Origin of the sequence: Microbulbifer agarilyticus S89 (assembly GCF_000220505.1) — a bacterium.
GTDB classification, from domain to species: Bacteria; Pseudomonadota; Gammaproteobacteria; order Pseudomonadales; family Cellvibrionaceae; genus Microbulbifer; species Microbulbifer agarilyticus_B.
On record NZ_AFPJ01000028.1, the window covers coordinates 95,336 to 120,195 of the forward strand.

Sequence of the window (24,860 nt, forward strand, 5' to 3'; positions counted from 1 at the left end):
CAGAATTGCCTGCGCGTCAATGACAAAGGCTGTCGCGCATATGACTGTTTACCACCATATTGGTCGCCGAATTACCTGTTTACTTATTTATGAGCCAGAAAACCAAACGCCCCCTGTATATCCCCCACGCCGGCCCCTCGCTGCTGGAGATGCCGCTGCTAAACAAGGGCAGCGCCTTCACCCTACAGGAGCGTATCGAGTTCAACCTGGTGGGCCTGCTGCCCAACAATGTGGAATCCATCAGCGAGCAGGCGCGACGCGCCTACCACCAGTACCAGCAGTGCAGCACCGACCTGGAGCGCCACATTTACCTGCGCGCGATCCAGGACGACAACGAAACCCTGTTCTTCCGCCTGATCGAACAGCACATCGAAGAGATGCTGCCGATCATCTATACCCCCACCGTGGGCGCGGCCTGTGAAGAGTTCTCCAATATTTACCGCAATCACCGCGGCCTGTTTGTGTCCTACCCGGACCGCAAGCACATGGACGACATCCTGCGCAGCGCGACGAAGGAAAACGTAAAGGTCATCGTGGTCACCGATGGCGAGCGCATCCTCGGCCTCGGCGACCAGGGTATCGGCGGCATGGGTATCCCCATCGGCAAGCTGTCCCTGTACACCGCCTGTGGCGGTATCAGCCCGGCCTATACGCTGCCGGTCACGCTGGATGTGGGCACCAACAACCGCACCCTGCTGAACGATCCCATGTACATGGGCTGGCGCAACGAGCGTATTTCGCAGGAGGAGTACGATGAATTTATCGAGGAATTTATCGCCGCGGTAAAACGTCGCTGGCCCAAGGTGCTGATTCAGTTCGAAGACTTCGCCCAGAACAACGCCATGCCGCTGCTCAACCGCTACCGCGATGAGGTGTGCTGCTTCAATGATGATATTCAGGGCACTGCTTCGGTAGCACTCGGCACTATGCTCGCCGCGTGCAAGGCCAAGGATGAAGCGTTGTCCAAGCAGAAAGTGCTGGTGGTAGGCGCCGGTTCCGCTGGCTGTGGCATTGCCGAGCAAGTGGTCTCTGCCATGGTTGGTGACGGGCTCAGCGAGAGCAAGGCCCGCGAGCGCATCTTTATGTTCGACCGCTATGGCCTGGTCACCAATGAGATGAAAGGCCTGCACGACTTCCAGGAGAAGCTGGCACAGAGCACCGAGAAATACCCGCAAGCGCCGGAGTGGGACCTGCAGGCCCTGATCGAACACGTGAAGCCCACCATCCTGATCGGTGTATCCGGCCAGGGCGGCCTGTTCACCCAGCCGGTGATTGAGGCGCTGCACAAGGGCTGCAAGCGCCCACTGGTAATGCCGCTGTCCAACCCCACCTCGCGCGCCGAGGCCACGCCCCAGGAAGTACTGGAGTGGACCCGGGGCGAAGCCATGGTAGCCACCGGTAGCCCATTTGACCCGGTGGAGGTCGACGACAAGCGATACCCCATTGCCCAGTGCAACAACGTGTATATCTTCCCGGGTGTCGGCCTCGGCGTGATCGCGGCCAATGCCAACCGGGTTACCGAGAATATGCTGATGGCCGCCTCCAATGCGCTGGCCGAAAACGCGCCGGTGGTGAAGCAGGGCAGTGGTGCATTGCTGCCAGCGATGTCGAATATTCGTGAAGTGGGCAAGGCGATTGCCATGGCGGTGGGCCTGCAGGCGCAGGAAGATGGTGTGGCGCCGGGCATTAGTAGGGAGAAGCTCGAGAAGAATATCGAGAAGAACTTCTGGTCGCCAAACTATCGCCGCTATCGTCGGGTCGCCTTCTAAGGCTGCCCGCTGCATTACTTCGTCTGGCCGCGCCCGCGGCCGGACGATGTATTATTTACCATCTTTTTTCTTTTCCCCGTCTTTTTTCTTTTTCCCGCCGTTTTTCTTCGCCCCCTTGCCGGCTTCTTTACTCACCGCTTTATTCAGCGCATGGTATTTCTTGCGGATGCTGTCGATGTCTACGCTGGGCTTGGGGAATTTCATGTCCAGCGACTCCAGCGCGTGCAACACGATTTGCGATACCGCCAGATTGCGAAACCACTTTTTGTTGGCCGGGATAACAAACCAGGGCGCTTGCTCAGTGCTGCATTTTTCCAGTACATCCTCAAATGCCGCGGTATAGTCATCCCAGTACCGCGCTTCGGAGTAATCCGCTTCACTGATCTTCCAGTGTCGCGCCGGATCGTCGATGCGTTTCTTAAATCGCTCCAGCTGCTCATCGGCATCGATATGTAGGTAAAACTTGAGCACGGTGGTGTCATTGTCGGCGAGTAGTTTCTCGAAATTATTGATGTGCTCGTAGCGGCCGGACCAGGTTTTTTTCGGCACGATATTGTGTACCCGCTGGATCAGGACATCCTCATAGTGCGAGCGATTGAAGATTGCTACATGCCCGCGCCGCGGGGTGACCTTGTGACAGCGCCACAAAAAATCGTGCTCCGACTCCGCCTTGGACGGCTGCTTGAACCCGGTTACCGTACAGCCCTGGGGGTTCATCGAACCCAGTACATGGTTGATGGTGCCATCCTTGCCCGCGGCATCGCGCCCCTGCAGGCAGATCAACAGTGAGCGCTTGTGCTCGGCGTACATCAGATACTGCAGCTCGCGCAGCTTGGCCTTGTACGCCTGGGTTACCGCGACCGCCGCATCTTCATCCTTTATATCACCGTGATACGAGGCATCGATTTTGGCGAGATGTACCTTGCTCCCGGGCTTGATCCGAAAATCGTCAAAGTAATTCACTACGTGTCTCCGGATTTTTTTCCACACCACCGAGATGCCGATAGAGCACGCGCTTGACGACATCCAGTACAAACATCCAGGCAAGTAGGTAACACCACACCAAACCGATAATCGCCCAGGGTATTTTTGGCACCAGCCAGCCAAAGCCACACATCAGCACCGCGAGTACCTGGGTGCCAAGGATGGCGATCACCAGCGGCTGTGCCGGCCAGGGCTTGGCATAAAAGGCATGACGCGCACGCACCACAAACAGCAGCAGGTGACCGCCGGCGACGATCTGTAGAAAGACCACGGTTTGCAGCTGTTCCTTGCTGAGCGCGATCCATGACTGCCACTCTTTATTGCCGAGCCACTCCATACCAATCAATAAAAGCCCGACCGTTTGCGCAATCGCAAACAAGCCCAGCACGCCGGCACCAAACAGCAGACGATGCATTTGCCAGTGCACCGGGCGCGCCGGTTCGCGAGTGTTGTCATAGGCAATGGTCATGATGGGCACATCATCCAGCAGCGCGATCAGCACGATCATCACCGGTGTCAGTGGGGAAAACCCAAAAAACACTGTGGCGATCACCACCACGGCCATGATGTCCAACGTCATGGCCACGCGAAACAGCATGTAGTTGAGGATACGCACGAAAATTCGCCGCGCCTCATCAATGGCATCCACTACCGTGGACAGGCCCGGTGCAGTGAGAATGATCGCTGCCGCCGCACGTGCGGCGTCGGTGGCACCACTCACGGCAATACCGCAATCGGCCTGCTTGAGTGCCGGGGCGTCGTTGACTCCATCACCGGTCATTGCCACCTGGTGGTGCTGGCCCTGCAGTGCTTTCACAATCGCGTATTTGTGCTCGGGAAACACGCGGCCAAAGCCATCGACCTGTTCCACACATTCAATGCTTTTCTGTGGCAGGTGATCGGGGTTCAAGTCCTTGGGAAATACATCCGCAGCATTCAGGATATTGGTGCCGATACCCACCTGCTGCGCGATTTCCTTGCCGATGGCCACGTCGTCGCCGGTAATCATTTTTACTGCGAGCCCATGCTGCCGCGCCCGGGCAATCGTTTCGCGGGAGTCGTCACGGGGCGGATCCTCCAGTGACAGGATGCCGAGAAACGACCAGTGATCGCCGTCATTTGCTGACCTGGAAACGGCGAGCGCGCGCAAGCCATGGTCGGCCAGATCCGCCACGCTCTGCGCAACTTTTTTCGCCGCCTCGCCCTCCAGCGCACACAATTTGGCGATGGCCTGGGGCGCACCTTTGGCGAAGCACAGCGCATTGCCGTCAGCGTCAGTTACTTTGGCGAGCGTGTACTTGGTGACCGGGTCAAAGGGGGTAAAGTCGCCGCGGGTATATTGATTCAGTGCGGAAGGGTCCTTCACACCGGCGGTGATGGCACAATCAATGGGGTCGCTGGAACCCTCTTCCGAGGCCAGCGCGGCACCGACGATCAGGGTGTCAGCATCCTCTGCGTCAAACAGTTTTGGTTCGTGTAGGGTGAGCTGATTTTTGGTGAGGGTGCCGGTTTTGTCGGTACACAGCATATCCACGCCCGCAAGTTCCTCGATCGATTCGAGACGCGACACAATGGCTTTCTTGCGCGACAACGCCAGCGCACCCAGTGCATTGGTGACGGTAACCACCGATGGCATGGCCACGGGAATCGACGCGATCAGCAGTACCAATACCAGGCGCAAAATATCGACCGCGCTGGACCAGTGCCAGTCCTTCGCCACCACGATATCGTGGTACAGCTCGTAGCCCACCAGGACCAGCGCCAGCAACAGACAGAAAAAAATAAGGAAATCGCCGATCTGGGTCATGGCGCGCTGCGAATGCGACATGCCTTTGCCGGCACTGGCTACCAGCGTGGCAGTGCGCCCGAAGAAGGTGTTACTACCGGTACCGATGACCACGGCACTCATGGCACCGCGCTTGGCGATACTCCCCGAGTAACCGATGTCGCCGACCTTCTTATCCACCGGCAGTGACTCGCCGGTAAGCGCGGCCTGATCGATACTGATGAACGCGCCATCAATAAAGCGTACATCCGCGGGCACTATCTGGCCCAGGTGCACGCGCACGATATCCCCAGGAACTAAATCCGCGGCATCCACGGCCCGATAGTCACCATCGCGCAGTACTTCCGCCTTGGGCGCCATGCCGGCTTTCAGCACGGCAAGCGCGCGCGAAGCCTTGCGCTCCTGCCAGAAGCCGGCAATCGCGTTGTACAGCAGTAGCAGGGTAATAATCGCGAAGTCGGCCCAGTGCCCGATAAGCGCCGACAGCAAGGCGGCGGCTTCAATCATCCACGGGATCGGGCCCCAGAAATAATGCAGGAAGCGACGCCAGGCACTTTCTTCTTTTTCACTAATGGCGTTAGGACCAAATTGCTGCAGGCGTGACTTGGCGTCCGCACCACTGAGCCCAGCGGAGGAAGTCGCCAGCGCCGCAAACACACTCGGCAAGTCTGCCTTTTCCAGGTCAACCTGGCCGGGCGTGGCAGAGGCTCCCGATCGTGCTGTTGTCGGCTTCCCGTCACCGGGCGATGTCGAAGTAGCCAAGGTTTCCCCAGATCACCATAAATGCGGGCAGCCGCTTTCACGGCGCCATATGTTTAATCTAGCAGCTGGGGTTGGTTTTGCCGCCTGACGGTGAACAGGAGGAATGGGACGGGAAGAAAAAATGCCGCCTTGGTGAAGGCGGCACAAATGGGGCAACTCGCAGGCGCTCAAGGGGATGAGCACCCTAGGAGGGAGAGACAAAAGACTGCAAAGGGGGTCTGTGCTTTGTCTCGAGGATTTCTACGCGGTAAAACCGAGGTTGGATTACTGGGTTGGCAAATTTTTTTGCCGGCAAAAAAATGCCCGGGTCTGGCCCGGGCATTTTTGTTTGAGCACACTGAATTTAGAGGTGCCAGCGGGCGCCCAGCTCAAACTGCCAGTTTTCACTCTGGACCGTGAAGGTGGCCGGAAGCAGGCTGGAGCGCACGTCAATGTCGTTGGTGTCGCGCCAACGCAGGCCGCCGAAGAACGACAACTCGTCACTGCACCAGTAATTCAAACCACCCATGACCTGATAGGCAAACACGCCGTCGTCGTCATTAATAATGCGCACGCCGGAGGGCTGGTAATCCACATCGACCCAGCCATAGCCCACGCCCACCCCCACATAGGGCGACCATTGTCCGCCCATGTCGAAGTCGTAATAGCCATTCACAAACAGGTAGTCTGTCTGGAAGTCACCGCGTCCGTTGGCAACCAGGTCGCCCACGGAGATGCCGAGGTTCGCACTGGCCCCGGTGACCAGCACCGCCGCATCTTCGTTATCGATATTGATGCCACCGACGCGCACATTATCGTGCCTGTCGACGTCATTTTCGGTATAGGCGTACTCCGCTTCGATACGAAACGCATTCATTCGCCAACCCAGCGCGAGATTGGCACCCCAACCACTATCCACATCGGTTTGCCACTGTACGCGGGTGCCCCGTGGAATCACCGCACCGGCAGGAATCGTTGTGCCGGGGCCGGTAACAAAATCGGATGTGAGCCGGCCATTGGTGCCGGTATCGTCCATGTTGTTGTAGGCAATCGAACCGCTAACGTAGAAACCATCGTCGGCATACGCAGCGATGGATGTGGTGGCCGCCAGTAGCGCAGCGCAAAGTGCTTTCTTCTCAAACATGTTGTACCTCTTCCGTGTAAATCCATTCCGTTATCTATACGAAGGCTACGCCCCGTCAGACGCCCCGGGATTGGCACACTGGAATATTTACGCGCAGGTTTTTTTATCCTGCGGCACTCGCTGTCATTTCAATCATTGGGAATCACTGAAATAAAAAAAGCCCCGCCGTAGGGCGGGGCTCACTGTACGTGGATATGTTCTGTGTTCAGGCAATATCAATCCGTAATCGGCTCCAAGCGATAGAGCCCAGCATCGTTTGTATCGTTCACCAGGTACACATAGCCATCGCTACCTTGCCGTACATCACGAATCCTTCCTACCTGCCCTTCGAGCAAGGTTTCAGTTTCAGCCACTTTGTCGCCATCGATTACCAAGCGCACCAGCTTTTCGCTACCGAGGCCGCCGGCGATGAGGTTGCCCTGCCAGTTGGGGAAACGCGTGCTGGTAACCATCGCCAGGCCCGACGGGGCAAAGCGCCCGTCAAAAAGGTACACCGCATCGCGAACGCCGGAGGCCGACGGCTCGCCAATCGCGGCCTCACCGCTGTATTCAAAGCTCTTGCTGACGATCGGCCAACCGTAATTAATACCAGGCTCAATTATGTTGAGTTCGTCACCGGTGCGCGCACCGTGCTCGGAGGCCCAGATACGGCCATCCGCCGCAACCGTCATGCCCTGAATATTGCGGTTGCCGTAGCTGTAAATTTCATCAAGACCGCGCTTGTCGCCCAGATACGGGTTGCCATCAACCGGGGCACCGGTCTCACTCATGCGCAGCACGCTGCCGGCATGGTCGCCAAGATCCTGTGCACGCTCGCGTACCACGCCGCGGTCACCGATGCTCATCAGCAAGCTACCGTCCGGCAGCCACGCCAATCGCGAGCCGTAATGCCGCCCCGGGGTGGAGTAACGATCCTGTTCAAATACCGGCTGCACATCGACGAGGCCCTGGTCACCCAGTTTGGCACGCACCACCGCAGAGGCGGACTCCGCACCATTCTCTGAAGGTTTTGAATAAGTCAGGTAGATCCAGTCATTGCTGCCGTCACCAAATTTTGGATGCAACACCACATCGAGCAAACCGCCCTGGCCCTTGGCAGATACCTCGGGCACGCCGCTTAAGTATGTGGTCTCGCCATTGTCGACCAGTGCCAGACGCCCGCGGCGCTCGGTCACCAGAAAACGGCCATCGGGCAGCTGCGCAACCGCCCAGGGGTGATGCAAGTTTTCGGCGAGTTGTACGATGCGGAATGCCTGCTGATCGCTGGCAATTTCTTGCTCGACGACCTTTTCCGCATGTGCCGGCAGTGCCAGGCACATCGCAGCAGCAACGAGACCGGTGCGCAAAAAACTGACCGGGTTTAGCATTTTGAGTTCTCCATAATCCTGTTCAGGTGGCTGGGTAGATTTTTATTGCGTATCTATATACGCAAATTTATACGCAACGTTGTTGGCACTAGCCCACTGCTAGCGCAAAAAAGCCGGGCAGGGCCCGGCTGTTTCGATAAACCCGCGTGAGGATTAGCCTGCAGTGGTGGATTGCTGTTGCTCGGCAATCCAGTTTTCGACGCGCTGTTCCAACAGCGGCAACGGCAGGGCACCACCACCGAGAATGGTGTCGTGGAAGCCGCGGATGTCGAATTTGTCACCCAGGGTTTCCTCCGCTTTACTGCGCAGCTCTTCGATTTTGAGCATGCCGATCTTGTACGCGGTAGCCTGGCCCGGATAGGTCAGGTAGCGACGAACCTCGGAGCGCACCGCAGTCTCGGGAATCGCAGAGTTTTCCAGGAAGTACTCCACCGCCTGATCCTGGCTCCAGTCCTTGGCATGCATCCCGGTATCCACCACCAGGCGGATGGCACGCCACATTTCTGCGGTCAGACGACCGAAGTCATTGTAGGGATCCTGGAACTGGCCCATTTCCTTGGACAGCTTTTCCGAGTACAGCGCCCAACCTTCGATATAGGCAGTGGAAAACGCATTGGTGCGGAACTTGGGGATATTCTCCAGTTCTTGCGCAATGGAGATCTGCATATGGTGGCCGGGGTTAGCCTCATGATAAGTCACGGTTTCCATGTCTGCGGTAGACAGTGCGCTCATATCCGACATATGCACGTAGTAGGTGCCGGGGCGGCTGCCGTCCGGGGTGCCCGGTACATAGTGCTGTGCACCACCAGGTACTTCGCGGAAAGCCTCTACACGCTTAACCACGAGCTTGGCCTTCGGCAGAATACCAAAGTACTCAGGCAGTTTGGCATCGATGCCAGCGAGGAAACCTTCAACCTTGTCGAGGTACTCTTTGCGGCCCTCATCGGTGTTCGGGTAATAGAACTGGTCGTCGGTACGGATAAAGGCGAAGAACTCCTGCAGGCTGCCGTCGAAGCCAACCTTGTCCTTGATCGCTTCCATTTCTTTGCGGATACGCGCCACTTCATCCAGACCAATCTGGTGCACTTCTTCCGCCGTCATTGGCTGGGTGGTGTGGTTGGCCAGGCGGTTGTTGTAGTAGCTATCACCGTCAGGCAGGTGCGAAACGCCCTTGGGCACCTCATCCGCATTAACCTTGTCTTCCTGCAGCCACGCGATGTACGCATCATAGGAAGGCTTCATTTGGCTGGTGAGTGCGGTCTCCACCTGGGCCAGCAGGTCTTTGGCGGTGGCCTCGTCAATGGTGCCGGCTTCTTGCAGCGCCGCAATCTTCTTCTTCGCGTCTGCCATGAGCGGCGCGTCGTCGCCATCGCTGAACGGCTTACCGGTAGTCACCTTTTGCGCGCGCTCGATGGCCAGGTCATAGGTAAACTGCGGCGGGCGGATTTCCTTGTTTGCAGACACCTTGGCGCGGTCCAGCAGCTGGCTTAACGCCGTGCTGATGCCACCGATACGGGTGATGTAATCACGCATGTCCTGCTCGGTATCCACCTTGTGCTGATTGATCAGGAAGGTGGGGAACTGCGCCTCCGGGCCGCCCAGCTCACTGGCGAAGTAGCTGTAGTCCCAGAACGGCAGGTTGGCCTTTTCCAGTTCGTACTGCTGGATCCACAGGTCATAGGATTCCTTGCCCTCGGTGCTCAGCTTGTCGTAGTCGAACTGCTGCTGCATCTCGTCGACGGTGGCTTTTTTCCACGCCAGCTGGCTTTCGGCCGCGGCTTTGGTCATATCGTCGATTTCGCTGTAGAGTTCCTTGCGGCCCAGGTAGCTGAGCTGTATCGGGCTGAACTTCAGCTCTTCTTCATACTTGGCATCAAACCATTCAGTCAGGCGTGTAGTCTCGTCTTGCTGGCCGTCTTCTGCGGTCACTGGCAACTGGCTGGCCTGCTCACCGGCTTGGGCGGCATCGGCCTGCTCAGCTTGTTTCTTCGGGTCTTCACCCTGCTGGCAGCCGGCAACGGCTGCGGCGATAACCAGACTCAGGAGCGCTTTGCGCATAGTTTTGCCTCTCTGTTGGGACCGTGTGACTCACAGGGAGCAACGGTCGGACTCTTTGAATAAGGATAAAATTTGGCCGGGGAAGATGGCAGCACACCGCCGAAACGTCGACGCCTCTGCGATGAAACCGCCGTCATGCGGGACGAATGGCGAGCACCGAATGCTGGTCAGCGCTGCGCGGCATCCTGCTCCGCCACGATCTTCTTCGCATCCCCGGAAACGATATGCAGCTGGCGCTGGGGGAAGGGAATCGTCAGGCCCTCCTGCTCCAGTGCGGGCTTGAGCTTTTTCATCAACGCCCAGTACACATCCCAGTACTCATCGGTTTTTACCCAGGCGCGCAGATGCAGGTTTACCGAGCTGTCCGCCAGTGCACGCACCGCATAGGCAGGCTCGGGTTCCGCAAGAATACGCGGTTCCTGTGATACCAGCTCGTGCAGCACGCGCATGCCGGTTTCAATGTCGTCGCCGTAGGCAATACTGGCAATGATTTCGATCCGACGGCTGGCGTTGCGCGTGAAGTTCGTCAGCGTCTCACCCCATACCTTGTCGTTGGGTGCCGAGATACGCAGGCCATCCGGTGTGTCCATCTCCGTGGTAAAGAGGCCAATCTTGCGCACGGTGCCTATGGTGCTGCCGAACTGGATTGTTTCTCCCACACGGAACGGACGCAGCCCCAGCAACACAAAGCCCGCGGCGATACTCTGCAGTGTGTCTTTCAGTGCGAGGCCCACCGCCAGGCCGGTGGCACCCAGCAGAGCCACCAGCGAAGTGGTGTTTGCGCCAAAGATATCCAGTATTACCAGGCCACCAACAACATAGGTGGCCCAGACCGCAAGGGTCTCGAGCACCGGCACCAGCGTTTCGTCGATACCGCGCTCGCTCAGGCGGTTGACCGCACGCGACACCAACTTGGCGGCAATCCAGGTGGCCGCCACGGCCAGCAGGGCCCACAGAATGTTCAGCCCCACCGTCAGTAGTACCGGTCCAAGTTCTTCCAATTGAGCTTGCAAGCTCTGCATACATTGTTCTCCCAATTCCTGTGGTTGCAGCTATCTCTGGCCTACTGGGGGGCCGAGAAAAAGAAGTGCTGCACCAGCTGTAAAATCAACAGTATCGCCACCAGGATAAAGATAATATTTTGACGGTTCATCGGTACTTTCCCTGCTTTTATTTCGCCTGTGGCAGCTGCAGTAGCCCCTCGGCCACCAGCCAGTCACGGGACTCGGTCAGCATCTGTTCGAGGCTCACGCGGCTCTGATAACCCAACGCCTGTTCCGCCCGGCTGCAATCCGCCAGGGCGCGCCCGGTCAGCATCTTCGCCTTTTGTGGGGTTACCGCAGGCTCCCGCCCGCTCAGGCGCGACGCCATATCAGAGATGTGCGCCATTGCGTGGATTACCGGCGCGGGCGTAGTGCGCTTGGGCGCAGGCACCCCGACCAGCTTCGCAATGAGGCCAAAGAACTCCAGAAAACTGGCATCGGTACCGGCGAGAATATAGTTTTCGCCGCTGCGCCCGCGATGGAACGCATTGATGTGGGCGCGCGCCACGGCACCGGCATGGCAGAATGACCCGGCACCGGGCGGTACTCCGGGCAGCCTGTTTTCTGCCAGCATAAAAAATGTCTGCGCCCAGCTCGAGACATCGTACTTGCCGACGATAGCGCAGGGGTTGAGGAACACAACGTCCAGCCCGTTGGCCGCTTCCCGTAACACCGCTTGTTCCGCATGCATTTTCGAGTAGTGGTAATGGAAACGCGGGTTGCTGGCGAGCTTGGGGCTGGCTTCGCTGATCACTGCGTTGTGGTAGCCATAGGCCGAAATTGAACTGGTGACAATCATGCGGCCGCGCCGGGGCTCCGGCTGCGCCGCAAAATGCTCGCGCGTCGCACGGGCCAGGTTCGCCGAGCCCTCCACATTATCTTGCCACTGCTGCGCATCGCCACCGCGCCACATACTGGTGTTGCCAGCCAGGTGAAACACGGCATCAAGTTCTTGCGGGAGTGCTGCCCGCAGCGATTCGATATCGTCCAGCGATGCGGCAACCGGCGAGGCACCCAGCGCATGCAAGCGCGCCGGGTCCGAGCTTGGCCGGTGCATAGCGGTCACCTGCCAGTCATCCGCCACCAGCTGTTCGATCAGGTTAGCGCCGAGAAAGCCGGTGCCGCCGGTGACGAACGCCCTTCTGCGCCGATGCTCAACGTCGCTCATCAATATCTATTCCCAATACGAATCCAATCCACATGTTCACGCCTCGTCCCCCAGCACCCCTCAATCCCCTCTAATTCCCGCCCCCAGCACTACGGCATCCATCAAAGGTCGGATTTTATCCGGGGAATTGCGCGCCTAATATCTAGGGTGGACCAAAAAAGCGGTTCTATTTTGCTACTGCACCGACCCAAAGGAAACGGTATTCCATGCATCAAAGAATAATAAGACCCATCGCATTCTACTCCCTCCTGGCATTGTCCCTCAGCGGCTGCGGCGGCGGATCCAGCAGTTCCGGGAGTGACTCCCCGGCACCAGTAACTCCCAGCAACAACGCACCGATTGCTCAGGACGATACGGCCAGCGTTGAGGATAGTTCCACAGAGTTGACCGTGGATGTATTGGCAAACGACTCGGATGCGGACGGCGACCAGCTGAGCATCAGTGAGGTCTCAGACTCCACTCAGGGCGTTACCCCGAGTATCGTGGACGGATCCATTGTCTATACACTGCCAACAGGATTTACCGGGGAAGATACATTTACCTACACCGTCAGTGATGGTGCCGACACGGCAACTGCGACGGTAACCGTAACTATCACTGCCGCCAACAGCATCCCAAACGTCGTGGATGATAGCGTGTCGGTGCTGAACCTAGCTAGCGACCTCACTATTGATGTTCTGGCGAACGATACCGATGACGATGAGGACGCGCTGCAAATTACCGCTGTCGGTGTTTCCGAGCAAGGCGTTACGCCACAAATCGAAAACCAGCAAATCCGCTACACCCTTCCATCCAATTTCACCGGCTCAGACAGCTTTGAATACACGGTCAGCGACGGTACCGATGAAGCCAAGGCCACGGTGTCCGTGAGCATTATCCCGGGCCTGACCATTAGCGGCAGCGTTCAGGGTGCCGCCGACGCTGAACAGGAAGTCGTGGTGCATATTGGCAGTGAGAGCTATCCAGCTGCAACCGATCAGGCCACATTTTCAGTGGATGTACCAACGCCGGCAGAATCGGATGTCATTTCGATTACCGCGACCATTCAGCAAGATTCGTCCGACCAGCCGCTGGTCCTCAAGTCCTATGCGGGTTGGGGCACACAAATTGTCGATGCCGTGATGGATGGGGCAGTGTCTGAATCAGAACTCCCCACACTGTACCTGAGTGCCGCAAGTACCAGCGCAGCCGCAATGATGGAGCGAGCGGCGGGAGAAGCCATCACGACCCAGGCACAACTTGTCGAATTCTCACAGGTGTTAGCGCAGGATCTTCTTCTGGAAAGTGCCATCACTATGGTGTCACTGCTCGAGGGAGACGCCTGGCCTGAATTTACCCACGCTGACAGTTACGCGCTGTTAATGGACTTCCCCACGGCGGTCCAAATAGCCGAAACACTCAAGGCGTCCAACCGCGACAAATACAACAGTTATTTCTCTTCGATCGTTGATGACACCAGACAAGCCTCACCGCTGGCCATTGCACCGGCGCAAGAACTTCTGTTTATCGAGGGGCCCTCGTCGATACGCCGCCCATATGGTTTCGCTGTACAAATAGCGGAAGAGTCAGGCAACAACGCTTATCTCGCAGAGTTTGGTTCATTAAAAAATGACGACAACCAGATCACCTACAGCATTGATGACAGGACGATCACCCTTGATGTGGCAAGCCTATCACCCGCCTATACCAGTGATGAGGCCTCGGTAAATTGCCCGGCTGTTGCAAATCCTGTCGCCTACTCGATTGCGACTAAACGGGAACTCACGAAATATCTCGACACACCAGCATTCTCCGCTTTCTCCATGGTGGAAACGCATAAGTGTGTTGAATCGGCACAAACATTCACCGTGCCAAACCGCTTTTACCAAATCAACACGCACTACTCGGGAGATTTCTCACCACTCGTGACCGGTACCTTCGCAACAAGTAGCTATCGCGATCTAGATGAAAACACCTTCCTCAAAACTAGCCGCTGGCAAGCAGCGATTAACACCGCGAATGGATCTGGCAACTTCACCCAGAGATTTGATTTCAAAAACAGTGTTACCGACACCGCAGAACTCGAAATACTGGAGAATGGCCGACTCTCCATGACAACGGGTCGCGGTGACAGCATGGAGTACATACCACTCGGAATGGATGGTGCTGCCATCAGAACACTGGCGATCCTGCGCCGTGACGACAATTCCATCGCGAGCTTCGGTGGTGATCTACTCGTTCCCGTCAAGCAACCGGCACAGCTGCCGCTACCGGCGCAACTTAACTATGGCGACTCCATATTCAGCATCGTAGACCCAACATCGGACTATCATGACCTGGGATTTGCTTTCGACTTCCTGCTGGATGGCACCGGCACGGACAAAGAACGATTCGCTACCGAGTACGCATCAAATGGCAATGTGTTCAGCTGGTTTAATCAGGGAACGTACGTTGAAATGCGCTATTACTATGATCGCAACACAAAAACCTTTCGGACGGATTGCACCGGGGTCTCAAGCACCTGCGACCTGAACAGGTTCCGCGAGTTTGAATTGCTGAACGTCGAAAATGGCAATTATTATATTCGCGTCTTCAATGAAACGGATCGAACGTCGATAACCGGTACCTCCTTCAATCCATATATATTCCAGTACTCTTACATTGACCGGTTTACGCTTGGGCAATAATTGCCATTAAAGCAGAACCAAAAAGCGGCATAGCCGCTTTTTTGGTTCTGCGAAATGAAAAATCTACTCAGGCTTCATCCCCAACTGATCTGCTAAAAACGCATACTGGTTAGTAAAGTCTTCCACCTGCATCCACACCGGCTTACCGGCACCATGGCCTGCGCGGGTCTCTACCGCGAGATAGATGGGGTTATCGCAACCCTGGTCCCGCTGCAGTGCCGCAGCGAACTTATAGCTATGCCAGGGCACCACGCGATCGTCGCGATCGGCGGTGGTGATCAGGGTGGCGGGGTAGCAGGTGCCCTTTTTGGTGTTATGCACGGGGGAGTATGCATAGAGCGCGGCGAACTCGTCCGCGTTTTCCGACAGTCCGTAGTCACTGGACCACTGGCGCGCGTTAGCCGAGGCGGTATGGTAGCGCAGCATGTCCAGCACGCCGACAATCGGCAGCGCCACTTTGAACAGCTCCGGGCGCTGTACTTGGGTTGCCCCCACCAGCAGGCCGCCATTGGAGCGGCCCATAATGCCGAGCTTCTCCGGTGAGGTGACTTTTTCGTCGATCAGCCATTCGGCCGCGCCGATAAAATCATCGAACACGTTTTGTTTCTGCAGCTTGGTACCGGCCTTGTGCCAGGCACTGCCGTATTCACTACCGCCGCGCAGGCTCACCATCGCCAGCGTGCCGCCCATATCCAACCAGCCGGCGAAACGGGTGTAAAAACGTGGCAGCTGCGCGGCATTGAAGCCGCCGTAGCCATACAGCAGGGTGGGATTTTGCCCATCCTTTTGCATGCCCTTTTTATGTACCAGGAACATCGGTACGCGGGTGCCGTCCTTGCTGGTGAAGAAATGCTGCTCGACCACGTGATCGGAAAAGTCCGCCGGATATTTGGGTGCTTTTACTTTTTCGCTCTTGCCGGTGGTCACATCCAGTTTGTAGATGCTCGGCGGCGTCAGGAAATTGCTGAACTCGAAATAGGTTTCGCTATCATCCGGGTCGCCGTAAAAACCGCTCACGGTGCCCATGCCGGGCAACTGGAGTTCGTACTGTTGCTCGCCATTCAGATCGGTTACCACCACCTTGGATTTCGCATCTTCCAGATAGTGCAGCACCAGGCGACCACCGACCAAGTTGGTGTCTTGCAGGGCGTTCTTCTGTTCCGGCACCAGAATTTTCCACTGGGATTTTTCCGGCTTATCCAGGTCAATCGCGATCACGCGACCATTGGGGGCGTCGGAATTAGTTTCGAAATAGAACGTTTTGCCGCTATTACCGAGGAAGGTGTATAGGGCGTCCCAGTCGTCCAGCAACTTAACCACGTCGGCACTGGGCTTGGTCAGGTCCTGATAATAAATACCGTTGCTATCGTAGCCATCGAAAATCGGCAGCACCAGATAGTTCCCATCATCCGTTACCTGTGCACCGGGATTGCGCGTGGGGTGGTCGGTAATCTGGTAGACCAGCTGATCCTTGCTTTGCGGTTCACCGATTTTGTGGAAATAGATCGCCACCTGTTTGCTGTCGTCGGCGCTGCCGTCTTGATTGAACGGGTAACGGCTGTAATAAAAACCGGATTCATCTTTGGCCCAGCTGGCACCACTGAATTTAATCCCGGTGAGGTGGTCTGGCAGCATGCGGCGGGTTTTCAAATCGCGCACATGGTAATCGGTCCAGTCGGTGCCACCATCGGAAGTGCCATAGGCCAGGTAGCGGCCATTGGGGCTGACCGCATAGCGCTTGGCCGCGATGGTGCCATCTTTACTCAGTGTGCGCGGGTCCAACACCACGCCGCCTTCCTGGTTGATATCGGTGGTACTGTAGAAAACACTCTGGTCCCAGGTGCCGTCGTTGTACTGATAAAACACCTGTCCGGCCTTTTTGTAGGGCACACCGTAGCGTTCGTACTGCCACAACTCGGTCAAACGTTCATTGATCTTCTGCCAGCCGGGCAGGGCTTTCAGCGTGGGCAGGGCGAATTCATTCTGGGCCTGCACCCAGTCTTTTACTGGCTTGGATTCCTGATCTTCGAGCCAGCGATAGGGATCACTCACCTGGGTACCGAAATAGGTATCCTGCTGGTCAACCGTGGCGGTTTCCGGGTATTGCTGGGCGGGCTTATCGCTGCTCGCGCTGTTCACGGTGATGGCAGCCACCGCGGCAATCACAGGAATCGCAGCCCCCGCGATCAGGGTCAGGGCAGTTTTGTTCATCGGGATTTCCGGTTTTTTCTTGAGGGTCAGTGGGCTAATCTAGAAAATTCGCCGCCGCGCATCCAGCGGTCAGCAGCATTTTAGAAGAGGTTGTCGATGAAGGGCCTGATTCAACGGGTAAAACACGCGAAAGTGGAAGTCGGTAGTGAATCTGTCGGCGCCATCGATCATGGCATTCTGCTGCTCCTGGGTGTGGAAGCCACTGATTCCGAGGAAACCGCGGACAAGCTCCTGCACAAGGTACTGCACTATCGCATCTTCGGTGACGAGCAGGGCAAAATGAACCTCAATGTGCAGCAGGCCGGCGGTGGGCTACTGGTGGTGAGTCAGTTCACCCTGGTCGCGGATACCGCAAAGGGACTGCGCCCGAGTTTCAGCCGCGGTGCCAGCCCACAGCAGGCCAATGAACTGTATGAATACTTCCTGCGGCAGGCGCGGGCAAGGATGGCCGATGCACTGCCGGTAGCAGGCGGTCAGTTCGCCGCGGACATGCAGGTATCGCTGTGTAATGATGGCCCGGTGACTTTCTTGCTCGAGGTCTGAGTCGCATTCGAGCCCAGGATACGCTTGCTCAACGCGTCCAGGCGCGCCTTGCGCTCCGACTTGGGCAGCGCACCCAATTGCTCCACCGCCCGATAAAACGCTTGCCAGTCACTACCGCTGTCCCGATATAGCTGCACAAATGCCGGCACCTGGGACTGGTACTCACTGACCAGGGCCAGGGTCGCGTTATTGGTTTTCTCAATCATCCGCGCGAATTTTTCATCCTGGGTCCAGCCCTCCGATTCCTTGCGGTAGCAATAGCGCAGGCGCTGCAGGGTTTGCGCCTTGCGCTGGCGCTTTTCCGGCACACTCAAATCCGACGCGTACAGCGACTGCAACTGCCGGCGCGCGCTCACCATCAGACCATTTACCCGTCGCGCCTGCTCCACGTTGGCAACTTTCGGCGCGGGGAGGCCATTACGGCGCCGCCAGTCCGGCAGTGCGATGCGTGAAACCGCGGTGGCAAAACTCTCATTAAACTGGGTATCACCGCCAATATACAGCCGCCGGTGCGCCAGCTCGTGAAACAGCAGACTGGCGAGGCGGTCCGGCTTCCAGTCCACAAAGCTCGACAACACCGGGTCGTCAAACCAGCCCAGGGTACTGTAGGCGGGTACCGGTCCCAGATACACATCGTAACCCTGCGCCTGCAAACGTCCTTCCTGCACCTGCGCATCGCGCTTGTTGAAATAGCCGCGGTAACTGGCGCAGCCGGCGATGGGATAACACCAGCGCTTGGGCGACAAAGAGAATTCCGGCGCTGCCACTAGATTCCACAGCGCATACTCCTGCTCCAACTGGGTAAATTCGCTGTAAGCGGAGCCCACCGGTAAATGCAGCTCGCCGGCGGCGTAAGCGCGTATCGATTGCACCCATTCCAGTTGGCGACGCAGTTTGGGGTCGGTTGCTTCATCGCGCAGCAGGCGATCAATGGGTTCGCGCCCGGCGAGGATTTTGAGCTGGCCGGTGGCAGCCTGGGAATAGAAATGCACCGTTTCACAACCGGCCAGTAGCATCGCTATCGAGAGTGCCACCAGCAACGACGACAGCCGCGTGAAGCGACGCCAAATACGCGCCCCGCGGGACAAACCAACTAGGTTTATGGTGAGAGAAAAGGTTTTTATGTGGGAGTCGTCCATGCCGCCCGTCGCTGCCGTGTCGCTGGTATTTTCGCTGGTGCTCGGTGTCGTATTATGGATTTATTTGATCCGGCTGAGTTTTGCCCGTTCCAGTGGCATGGGTGTGGTCGCGCTACTGCTGCCGCCCCTCGCCTTTGTTCAGCTGTTAACGGATCCGGAACACCGGGAGCAACTGCTCGTGCTGTTTGCATCCATTCTATTGTTCAGCAGCATAGCCGTTCTCGAGCGCTAGCGGCGCGACTTTGCTCGCCAAACTGACGCACTATGCAGGCGGTCATTGGCGACAGTCAAAATACTCCACCTTCTCACCAACGAACCGCCCCTCTGTGAGGTAACTCACCACCTGTTTTATGACCTGCTGGCTGCCAGTCAAACCGTTATGGGTTAATGGATAGGTGACGCGAGCGCAGGTGCCCTGCACGTAAGTGCTCGGCACACCCACGATGCCATCGTCGTTACCTTCGATGATTGCCGAGAATAAAGGATTGAACGAGCGGGTGCCGGCGATAACCCCCAGTGGAAACCGCACCGGACCAAGGCGGTTGGGCAGGCTGCGCGCGTCGATACCCATCTGGTTGCCGGCCGGTCCGTTCACATCCTTGATGATGGGAATGCACGAGAGGAAATTCCCCAGGCGACTGCCCTGATTGGGCGGGCCAAGCATGACTGCACGCTCAATAATACTGGCATCGCGCTGATCAAAATACTGGCGCAGGAGCAGGCTGCCCATGGAGTGGGTGACAAAATAGACCGGCGTTGCGCCCACCTTTTGGCAAGCCGCCAGCCCACGGGGTACGGTCATCTCGGCCAGGATTTCTATGGGATGTTGTTTGGACGGGTAGTTGAGATTTGCGGTGTAAAAGCCGGCATCGCGCAGTGCCGCCTCAATGTCCGTCATTGATGAGGCGTCTTTGGTAATTCCGTGCAGGAGAATGGCACATGGGGTCGGGGAGGGTGGCTGTTGGGCTGTCGCGGAAATCGACCCGAGCAGCCACAGGACCAGTAAGCCAATCGAGCCAAGAAATACACCTGCAGGCCGCGCTGCCCATTTCGTCATGTCACCGTCACCATTTGTGTCGTCGCGTGCGAGGCAACTGTGCCTCCGCATAAGAACATACGACAAATCAATCAGGGCGGATGGTCGCAGCCAGTTACTGGGCCTCTATTTCCTCAGGTTTGCCGCGTTTTACCCAGCGACCAAAGAAAATCCCGACTTCAAACAGAATCCACATGGGCACCGCAAGCAGCGTCTGCGAGATCACATCCGGGGGGGTCAGCAGCATGCCCATGGCAAAGCAGGCGACGATTACATAGGGGCGCTTGCGCGCCAGATCCTTCGCGGTCACCGCACCACTCCAGATCAGCAACAGGGTGGCGATCGGGATTTCAAACGCGAAGCCAAAGGCGAAGAACAGCTTCAGCGCCAGGTCGAGGTAACTGCGGATATCCGGCAACACCTTGATGTCAGCGTGCGCGGAACTGATAAAGAATTCAAAAATCAGCGGGAATACCACGAAGTAGGCAAACGCCATACCCGCGTAGAACAGGAAGATACTGGAAATCATCAACGGTGCGATCAGGCGCTTTTCATGCTTGTACAGGCCGGGCGCGATAAACGCCCAGAATTGGTACAGCACAAACGGGATCGCCACAAAGAAGGCCAGCACGAAGGTGGTTTTAAACGGCGTCAGAAAGGGCGAGGTGACCTCGGTGGCAATCATGCCCGCACCTTCGGTAAGACGCGCCTGCAACGGGTCGGCAACGAAGTTATAAATATCGTTAGCGAAGGGCACCATGCAGGCAAAAATCGCGACCACCACCAGCAGCGTCTTCAGCAGGCGGTCGCGCATCTCTATCAGGTGCTCGATAAACGGCTGGTCTTTCTCACTCATTGACGTTTGTCTTCCGACTCGGTGGGACTGTCAGTGTGCGGCTGTGCTGGCGTCTGTTCGGCAGACGGTGCAGGCTCGGCCGGATCCAGGCGATCGACTTCTGCCCAGGCCGCGTCTTCCTCGTGCTTGAAATGATCCGGATGGTGCGGGTTGAGCTCCGGCTCGCCATGATCGTGCAAATGCTCAGGGTAATCCGGGTCTTCCAGCTCTTCCTCTTCTTCCGGTAAATGGTCGTCATCGAGGTTGCCCTCGGCGAGCGCGCGTTTATCCTCTTCCGGCAGGTAGTCCTCCGCCTCACGCAATTTATCTGCCTCCGGATCCGGTGCCGAGGGTTCGGCGAGAGCCGCCTTGGCTTCCCCCGCTGCCGGCTCCGCATGCGCGGCGGCATCGTCTTTCAGTGCCTGCGCTTGGGCTTCTACCGCTTTCAGATCTTTCTCAAACTTGCGCTCCGCTTCGCTAAAGGTGCGCTCCATTGCCTGCTGGCTCTCGCGCAACTCTTTCAGCACGCGCTCGTTGTGCAGTTCACGCCGAATATCATCGGCACCCACTTCGCGCTCGAGTTCATCCTTGGCGCTACCCAGGGTTTGCTTGATCTGGGTCCACCAGCGCACCGTGGTGCGTACCGCATCGGGCAGGCGTTCAGGGCCGATCACCACCAAGCCCACAGCGGCGATCAACAGCAGTTCAAAAAATCCGATATCAAACACGCGCTACTCGCTCAGTTAACGACGGATACAAAGCAAAACCGAAAACCGGCGTTACTTATCCTGGGACTGCTTTTCTTCGCTCGAGGTTTTCTGTTGCGGTTTGCTGGCTTCGTCTTTTTCCAGCAATTCCGGCTCCTTGTCTTCCGCGTCCTTTTTGTCTTCTTCCTTCATGGCTTTTTTGAAGCCCTTGATGGCACCACCGAGGTCGCCGCCGAGGTTGCGCAGACGCTTGGTGCCAAAAATCAGCAGGACGATGACCAGCAAGATCAGTAATTGTTGCCAGCTAATACCCATAAGAAATGCTCCTGATTCAATCTTGAATTCGTATGTTCAATGCACGCCGTCAGTCTTGGCTGCGTGACGCTTTTTCTTCGAGGCCGGAAAGGCCGAATCGACGCCCCAACTCATCCAGTACTGCGCGGGAGTCCGCGCCCAAGTGGTTGAGCATCACCAGGGAGTGAAACCACAGGTCTGCGGTTTCCGAGATCATCGCCTGGTACTCATCGCTGTCGGCGCCCTTGCCCTCGGCGTCCTTGGCGGCAAGCACCAGCTCGGTGGACTCTTCGCCCACCTTCTCCAAAATCTTGTTCAGGCCTTTGGCGTGCAGGCTGGCGACATAGGAAGAGTCGGCATCCGCTTCCTGCATGCGCAAACGCAGCACCCGGTCCAGTTGTGTCAGCATGTTACTCATGTCGCGGCCTTCTTCTCCCCTGCATAGATCTCTTTCGGGTCGGTGATGACCGGCTGGCGGATTTGCCATTGGCCGTTTTCCAGTACCTGGTAAAAACAGCTGGTGCGGCCAGTGTGGCAGGCAATACCGCCGAGCTGCTCCACCAGCAGAACAATAGTGTCGCCGTCGCAATCGAGGCGCATCTCGCGCACCAACTGGACATGGCCGGAGGACTCGCCCTTGCGCCACAATTTGCCGCGGGAGCGGGACCAATACACCGCACGCCCTTCCTCGGCGGTCAGGCGCAAGGATTCGACATTCATCCACGCCATCATCAACACGCGGCCGGTTTTAAAGTCCTGCGCAATGGCAGGCACCAGACCGTCGCTGTTCCAGCTGACTGCTTCTGTGAAGTCGGTTTCACTCACCGTACGGATTCCTTACTGCATTCGATATTGTAGGCTCATGGCCCTCGCCTTCCGGCCGGAGTGTGACCGGCCTTTCGAGGGCCTCGACAGGGCGCTCTGAAAAGCTCCGCGCCCAATCCCCTAGGGCCACAGCAGCAACGCAAGTGCTGCCGCGCCCATAATCCAACTGGCCGCCGGTACCTGCGCCAAAAGCCCCGGTGACGCCACCAGAGCAGCCCCCGCTGCCAAAAGGCCACCGACAATCATCCGCGCGTAGCGGATGCGCCCCCGCTGGCGGCTGCCCGCCAGCTGGTCACTCAGCTGCTGCAGCTGCGGGCCCAGCTCGCGCCCCTGCTCCAGGGCGGCAAAAGCCATTTGCGGCAATTGCGGGAATTTTTCCAGCCATTCCGGACCATATCGCTTAATTTCGCCGACGATTGTCTTGGGATGAATGCGCTCACGCATCCATCGCTCGAGAAACGGATGGGCAGTCTTCCACAGATCCAGCTGAGGATAAAGCTGTCGCCCCAATCCTTCTATATTGAGCAAGGTTTTCTGCAAAAGTACCAGCTGGGGCTGAACTTCCATCTCAAAACGCTGAGCAGTCTGGAACAAACTGATTAACACGCGCGCGAAGGAGATTTCCCCCAGGGGCTTTTCAAAGATCGGCTCGCACACCGCGCGAATTGCGGATTCAAAGGCGTTGATCGGCGTATCCCGTCGTACCCAGCCACTCTGCACATGTAGTTCGGCCACCATACGATAGTCGCGGCGGAACATAGCGAGGATATTCCGCGCCATGTAGTACTGATCTTCGCGAGTCAGGCTGCCGACGATGGCGGTATCGATGGCGATGTACTTGGGGCGATCCGGATGTTCACGGGACACAAAGATGTTGCCCGGGTGCATATCGGCGTGGAAGAAGTTGTGCTCGAACACCTGCTTGAAGAAGATCTCCACACCGCGCTCGGCCAGCAGTTCCATATTGGTATTCTGCGCGCGCAGCTGTTCCAGGTCGGTTACCGGGATGCCGTCAATGCGCTCCAGCACCAGCACATTTTCCCGGGTGTAGTCCCAATAGACTTCCGGCACGTACAGCAGGGGGGAATTGGCGAAGTTGCGCTTGAGCTCGGAGCCGTTGGCGGCCTCGCGCACCAGATCCAGCTCGCCCTCAATGGTATGGCGGTAGTCTTCCACCACCTCCACCGGGCGCATGCGCGGGCCGTCCGGGAGATAGCGTTCAATCCAGCGGGCAATGTAGCGCAGCAACTGCAGGTCCTGTTGGATCACCTGGTCGATGCCCGGGCGCAGTACCTTCACCACCACCGACTGACCCGGCTCGCCGTTTTCACCTTTCAGCCGCGCACCGTGCACCTGGGCCACCGACGCAGAGGCCAGCGGCTCGCGATCGAATTCGGCAAACAGTTCATCCACCGGTGCTCCCAGCGACGCCTCGATGCGCTCGATACACTGGTCGATGGGGAACGGCGGTACATTGTCCTGCAGCTGGTTCAGCTCCAGCACCATGTCCGGCGGCAGCAAATCCGGGCGCGTGGACAGCAACTGGCCAAACTTCACATAAATAGGCCCGAGATCCTCCAGCGCACAGCGCAGGCGCTCACCGCGGGTCAAATTCTTTGCCTTGCCCGCAGGCAGCAGCTTGTAGGGCGCCCATAGCGCGCGCAGCCACAGCGGCTGGTACTCGGCCGGTACCAGCTCGTTGAGGCGGTAGCGCAGGAACACCCGCGCGATGGTAAGACTTCTCGCTACTGGCACGTCAACGCTTCTCCTGACCGGGCTTGTCGCTGGCCGCTTTTACCTGTGCCGCAAATTTGCGCTGCAGAATCGCCAGCCGCGCTTCCAGGCGGTCCACACCCTGGGAAAATTCGGCCACATCCTCGGCAAAGGCTTCAAACTGCGCCTCGGGTGGTGTCATGCGCCACTCTTCACTCACGGCTTCCGCGGTCGCCCGCGGCGCGGTGGCAAGCGCGTCCTTCAGCCAGCTTGCCGCCATGCGGACGCCGGTGCCCAGCTGATGGGCCGGCGAATCGCCAATTAACTTGGAGACGGGCTCTTCCCAGTCGATATCCAGCTCACGCAGGATCGACTGCAGCTCGGCGAGCAGTGCACTGGAACCGCGCACCTGCACCCCCAGTTTGGCCGGGGTGGCATCGCGATTTCTCAGTAACTGGATAAATGCCAGGGCGGAGCCGGACAGCTCGGTGGTCACCTCGCCATCCCAGCGGCTGTGCACCTCGATATAACCGCCTTCACCCTCATCATCGATAAACAGAAACAGGGACATGGCCGGCGCAGTGAGGTTCACCCCCAGCACCTTGCCCGCGAGTGTGCCGAGGCGTACGCGGTTTCCCGGGTCGTAACGCAGGGCGGTGTTGATGGCGGTTTCCAGTGTGGCATCAAAGCCGGCGCGGAAGGTGGGATCGGTCATTGTTATCAGAATTCATCCGTGCGAAATACGCTGATGCGAAGGTCCGGGCGGCGGGAACCCCTCGCGAGACCTTCTAAAACAGGGATGTTTTAGAAGAGCCCCCAGGGATGGGTTCA

The 24,860-nt window shown here is 57.7% G+C and carries 21 protein-coding genes; 4 read left to right on the plus strand and 17 right to left on the minus strand.

The features are described from left to right. Positions 1–89 precede the first annotated feature (89 nt). Positions 90–1,769, plus strand: coding sequence for an NAD-dependent malic enzyme (locus AS89_RS0108075; protein WP_010132006.1), 1,680 nt, complete (start codon positions 90–92; stop codon positions 1,767–1,769). A gap of 51 nt (positions 1,770–1,820) precedes the next feature. On the opposite strand, the gene AS89_RS0108080 is transcribed toward AS89_RS0108075, so the two are convergent. The 7 genes from AS89_RS0108080 to AS89_RS0108115 form a co-directional block, all read right to left on the minus strand. After that, positions 1,821–2,732 carry a polyphosphate kinase 2 family protein gene (locus AS89_RS0108080; RefSeq protein ID WP_010132007.1) on the minus strand — a complete coding sequence of 304 codons (912 nt, stop codon included), beginning with the start codon at positions 2,730–2,732 and terminating at the stop codon, positions 1,821–1,823. Beyond that, positions 2,719–5,301 (minus strand): plasma-membrane proton-efflux P-type ATPase, encoded by a 2,583-nt coding sequence (locus AS89_RS0108085; RefSeq protein WP_100169307.1) that lies wholly within the window; start codon positions 5,299–5,301, stop codon positions 2,719–2,721. Before AS89_RS0108085 ends, AS89_RS0108080 begins: the two co-directional genes overlap by 14 nt. 343 nt (positions 5,302–5,644) lie before the next feature. Continuing rightward, positions 5,645–6,424 (minus strand): P44/Msp2 family outer membrane protein, encoded by a 780-nt coding sequence (locus AS89_RS0108090; RefSeq protein ID WP_010132010.1) that lies wholly within the window; start codon positions 6,422–6,424, stop codon positions 5,645–5,647. Between the two features lie 215 nt (positions 6,425–6,639). Further along, on the minus strand, positions 6,640–7,791 hold the full coding sequence (locus tag AS89_RS0108095) for a PQQ-dependent sugar dehydrogenase (RefSeq protein ID WP_010132011.1): 1,152 nt from the start codon (positions 7,789–7,791) through the stop codon (positions 6,640–6,642). Positions 7,792–7,944: 153 nt separating this feature from the next. After that, positions 7,945–9,849, minus strand: a complete 1,905-nt coding sequence (locus AS89_RS0108100; protein ID WP_010132012.1) for a DUF885 domain-containing protein — start codon at positions 9,847–9,849, stop codon at positions 7,945–7,947. A 167-nt stretch (positions 9,850–10,016) separates the two neighbouring features. After that, the gene (locus AS89_RS0108105) at positions 10,017–10,871 is read right to left on the minus strand and encodes a mechanosensitive ion channel family protein (protein ID WP_010132013.1); all 855 of its coding nucleotides are present in this window, start codon (positions 10,869–10,871) and stop codon (positions 10,017–10,019) included. 148 nt (positions 10,872–11,019) lie between these two features. Beyond that, the gene (locus AS89_RS0108115) at positions 11,020–12,060 is read right to left on the minus strand and encodes an NAD-dependent epimerase/dehydratase family protein (protein ID WP_010132014.1); all 1,041 of its coding nucleotides are present in this window, start codon (positions 12,058–12,060) and stop codon (positions 11,020–11,022) included. Positions 12,061–12,266: 206 nt separating this feature from the next. Between AS89_RS0108115 and AS89_RS0108120 the strand changes: the two genes are divergently transcribed. Beyond that, a complete protein-coding gene (locus tag AS89_RS0108120; RefSeq protein WP_081475702.1) occupies positions 12,267–14,726 on the plus strand; it encodes an Ig-like domain-containing protein in 2,460 nt (819 codons plus the stop codon). A 63-nt stretch (positions 14,727–14,789) separates the two neighbouring features. Here AS89_RS0108120 and AS89_RS0108125 read toward each other — a convergent pair whose 3' ends face one another. Continuing rightward, on the minus strand, positions 14,790–16,937 hold the full coding sequence (locus AS89_RS0108125) for a prolyl oligopeptidase family serine peptidase (protein ID WP_010132016.1): 2,148 nt from the start codon (positions 16,935–16,937) through the stop codon (positions 14,790–14,792). A 96-nt stretch (positions 16,938–17,033) separates the two neighbouring features. Between AS89_RS0108125 and dtd the strand changes: the two genes are divergently transcribed. Continuing rightward, positions 17,034–17,480 (plus strand): D-aminoacyl-tRNA deacylase, encoded by a 447-nt coding sequence (dtd, locus tag AS89_RS0108130; RefSeq protein ID WP_010132017.1) that lies wholly within the window; start codon positions 17,034–17,036, stop codon positions 17,478–17,480. Here dtd and AS89_RS0108135 read toward each other — a convergent pair. Then, positions 17,411–18,619, minus strand: coding sequence for an aminopeptidase (locus AS89_RS0108135; protein WP_100169308.1), 1,209 nt, complete (start codon positions 18,617–18,619; stop codon positions 17,411–17,413). The two genes, dtd and AS89_RS0108135, sit on opposite strands and share 70 nt — an antisense overlap. Between AS89_RS0108135 and AS89_RS0108140 the strand changes: the two genes are divergently transcribed. Continuing rightward, the gene (locus tag AS89_RS0108140) at positions 18,618–18,851 is read left to right on the plus strand and encodes a hypothetical protein (protein WP_033230172.1); all 234 of its coding nucleotides are present in this window, start codon (positions 18,618–18,620) and stop codon (positions 18,849–18,851) included. The genes AS89_RS0108135 and AS89_RS0108140 overlap by 2 nt on opposite strands. Before the next feature lie 42 nt (positions 18,852–18,893). Here the strand turns inward: AS89_RS0108140 and AS89_RS0108145 are convergent, their stop codons facing one another. From AS89_RS0108145 to AS89_RS0108180, 8 genes are all read right to left on the minus strand, one after another. Next, positions 18,894–19,676, minus strand: coding sequence for an esterase/lipase family protein (locus AS89_RS0108145; protein ID WP_138976383.1), 783 nt, complete (start codon positions 19,674–19,676; stop codon positions 18,894–18,896). 94 nt (positions 19,677–19,770) lie between these two features. Next, positions 19,771–20,511 carry a twin-arginine translocase subunit TatC gene (gene tatC / locus AS89_RS0108150; protein ID WP_010132022.1) on the minus strand — a complete coding sequence of 247 codons (741 nt, stop codon included), beginning with the start codon at positions 20,509–20,511 and terminating at the stop codon, positions 19,771–19,773. After that, positions 20,508–21,218, minus strand: a complete 711-nt coding sequence (tatB, locus tag AS89_RS0108155) for a Sec-independent protein translocase protein TatB (protein WP_010132024.1) — start codon at positions 21,216–21,218, stop codon at positions 20,508–20,510. The genes tatC and tatB overlap by 4 nt, the downstream gene beginning before the upstream one ends. Positions 21,219–21,269: 51 nt before the next feature. Next, positions 21,270–21,512 (minus strand): twin-arginine translocase TatA/TatE family subunit, encoded by a 243-nt coding sequence (tatA, locus tag AS89_RS0108160; RefSeq protein ID WP_010132025.1) that lies wholly within the window; start codon positions 21,510–21,512, stop codon positions 21,270–21,272. A gap of 49 nt (positions 21,513–21,561) precedes the next feature. After that, the gene (locus tag AS89_RS0108165; RefSeq protein WP_010132026.1) at positions 21,562–21,909 is read right to left on the minus strand and encodes a phosphoribosyl-ATP diphosphatase; all 348 of its coding nucleotides are present in this window, start codon (positions 21,907–21,909) and stop codon (positions 21,562–21,564) included. Beyond that, positions 21,906–22,316 (minus strand): phosphoribosyl-AMP cyclohydrolase, encoded by a 411-nt coding sequence (hisI, locus tag AS89_RS0108170; RefSeq protein WP_010132027.1) that lies wholly within the window; start codon positions 22,314–22,316, stop codon positions 21,906–21,908. The genes AS89_RS0108165 and hisI overlap by 4 nt, the downstream gene beginning before the upstream one ends. Positions 22,317–22,436: 120 nt before the next feature. Continuing rightward, positions 22,437–24,071 (minus strand): ubiquinone biosynthesis regulatory protein kinase UbiB, encoded by a 1,635-nt coding sequence (gene ubiB / locus AS89_RS0108175; protein ID WP_050901668.1) that lies wholly within the window; start codon positions 24,069–24,071, stop codon positions 22,437–22,439. A gap of 1 nt (position 24,072) precedes the next feature. Further along, on the minus strand, positions 24,073–24,744 hold the full coding sequence (locus AS89_RS0108180) for a ubiquinone biosynthesis accessory factor UbiJ (RefSeq protein WP_010132029.1): 672 nt from the start codon (positions 24,742–24,744) through the stop codon (positions 24,073–24,075). Positions 24,745–24,860 lie beyond the last annotated feature (116 nt).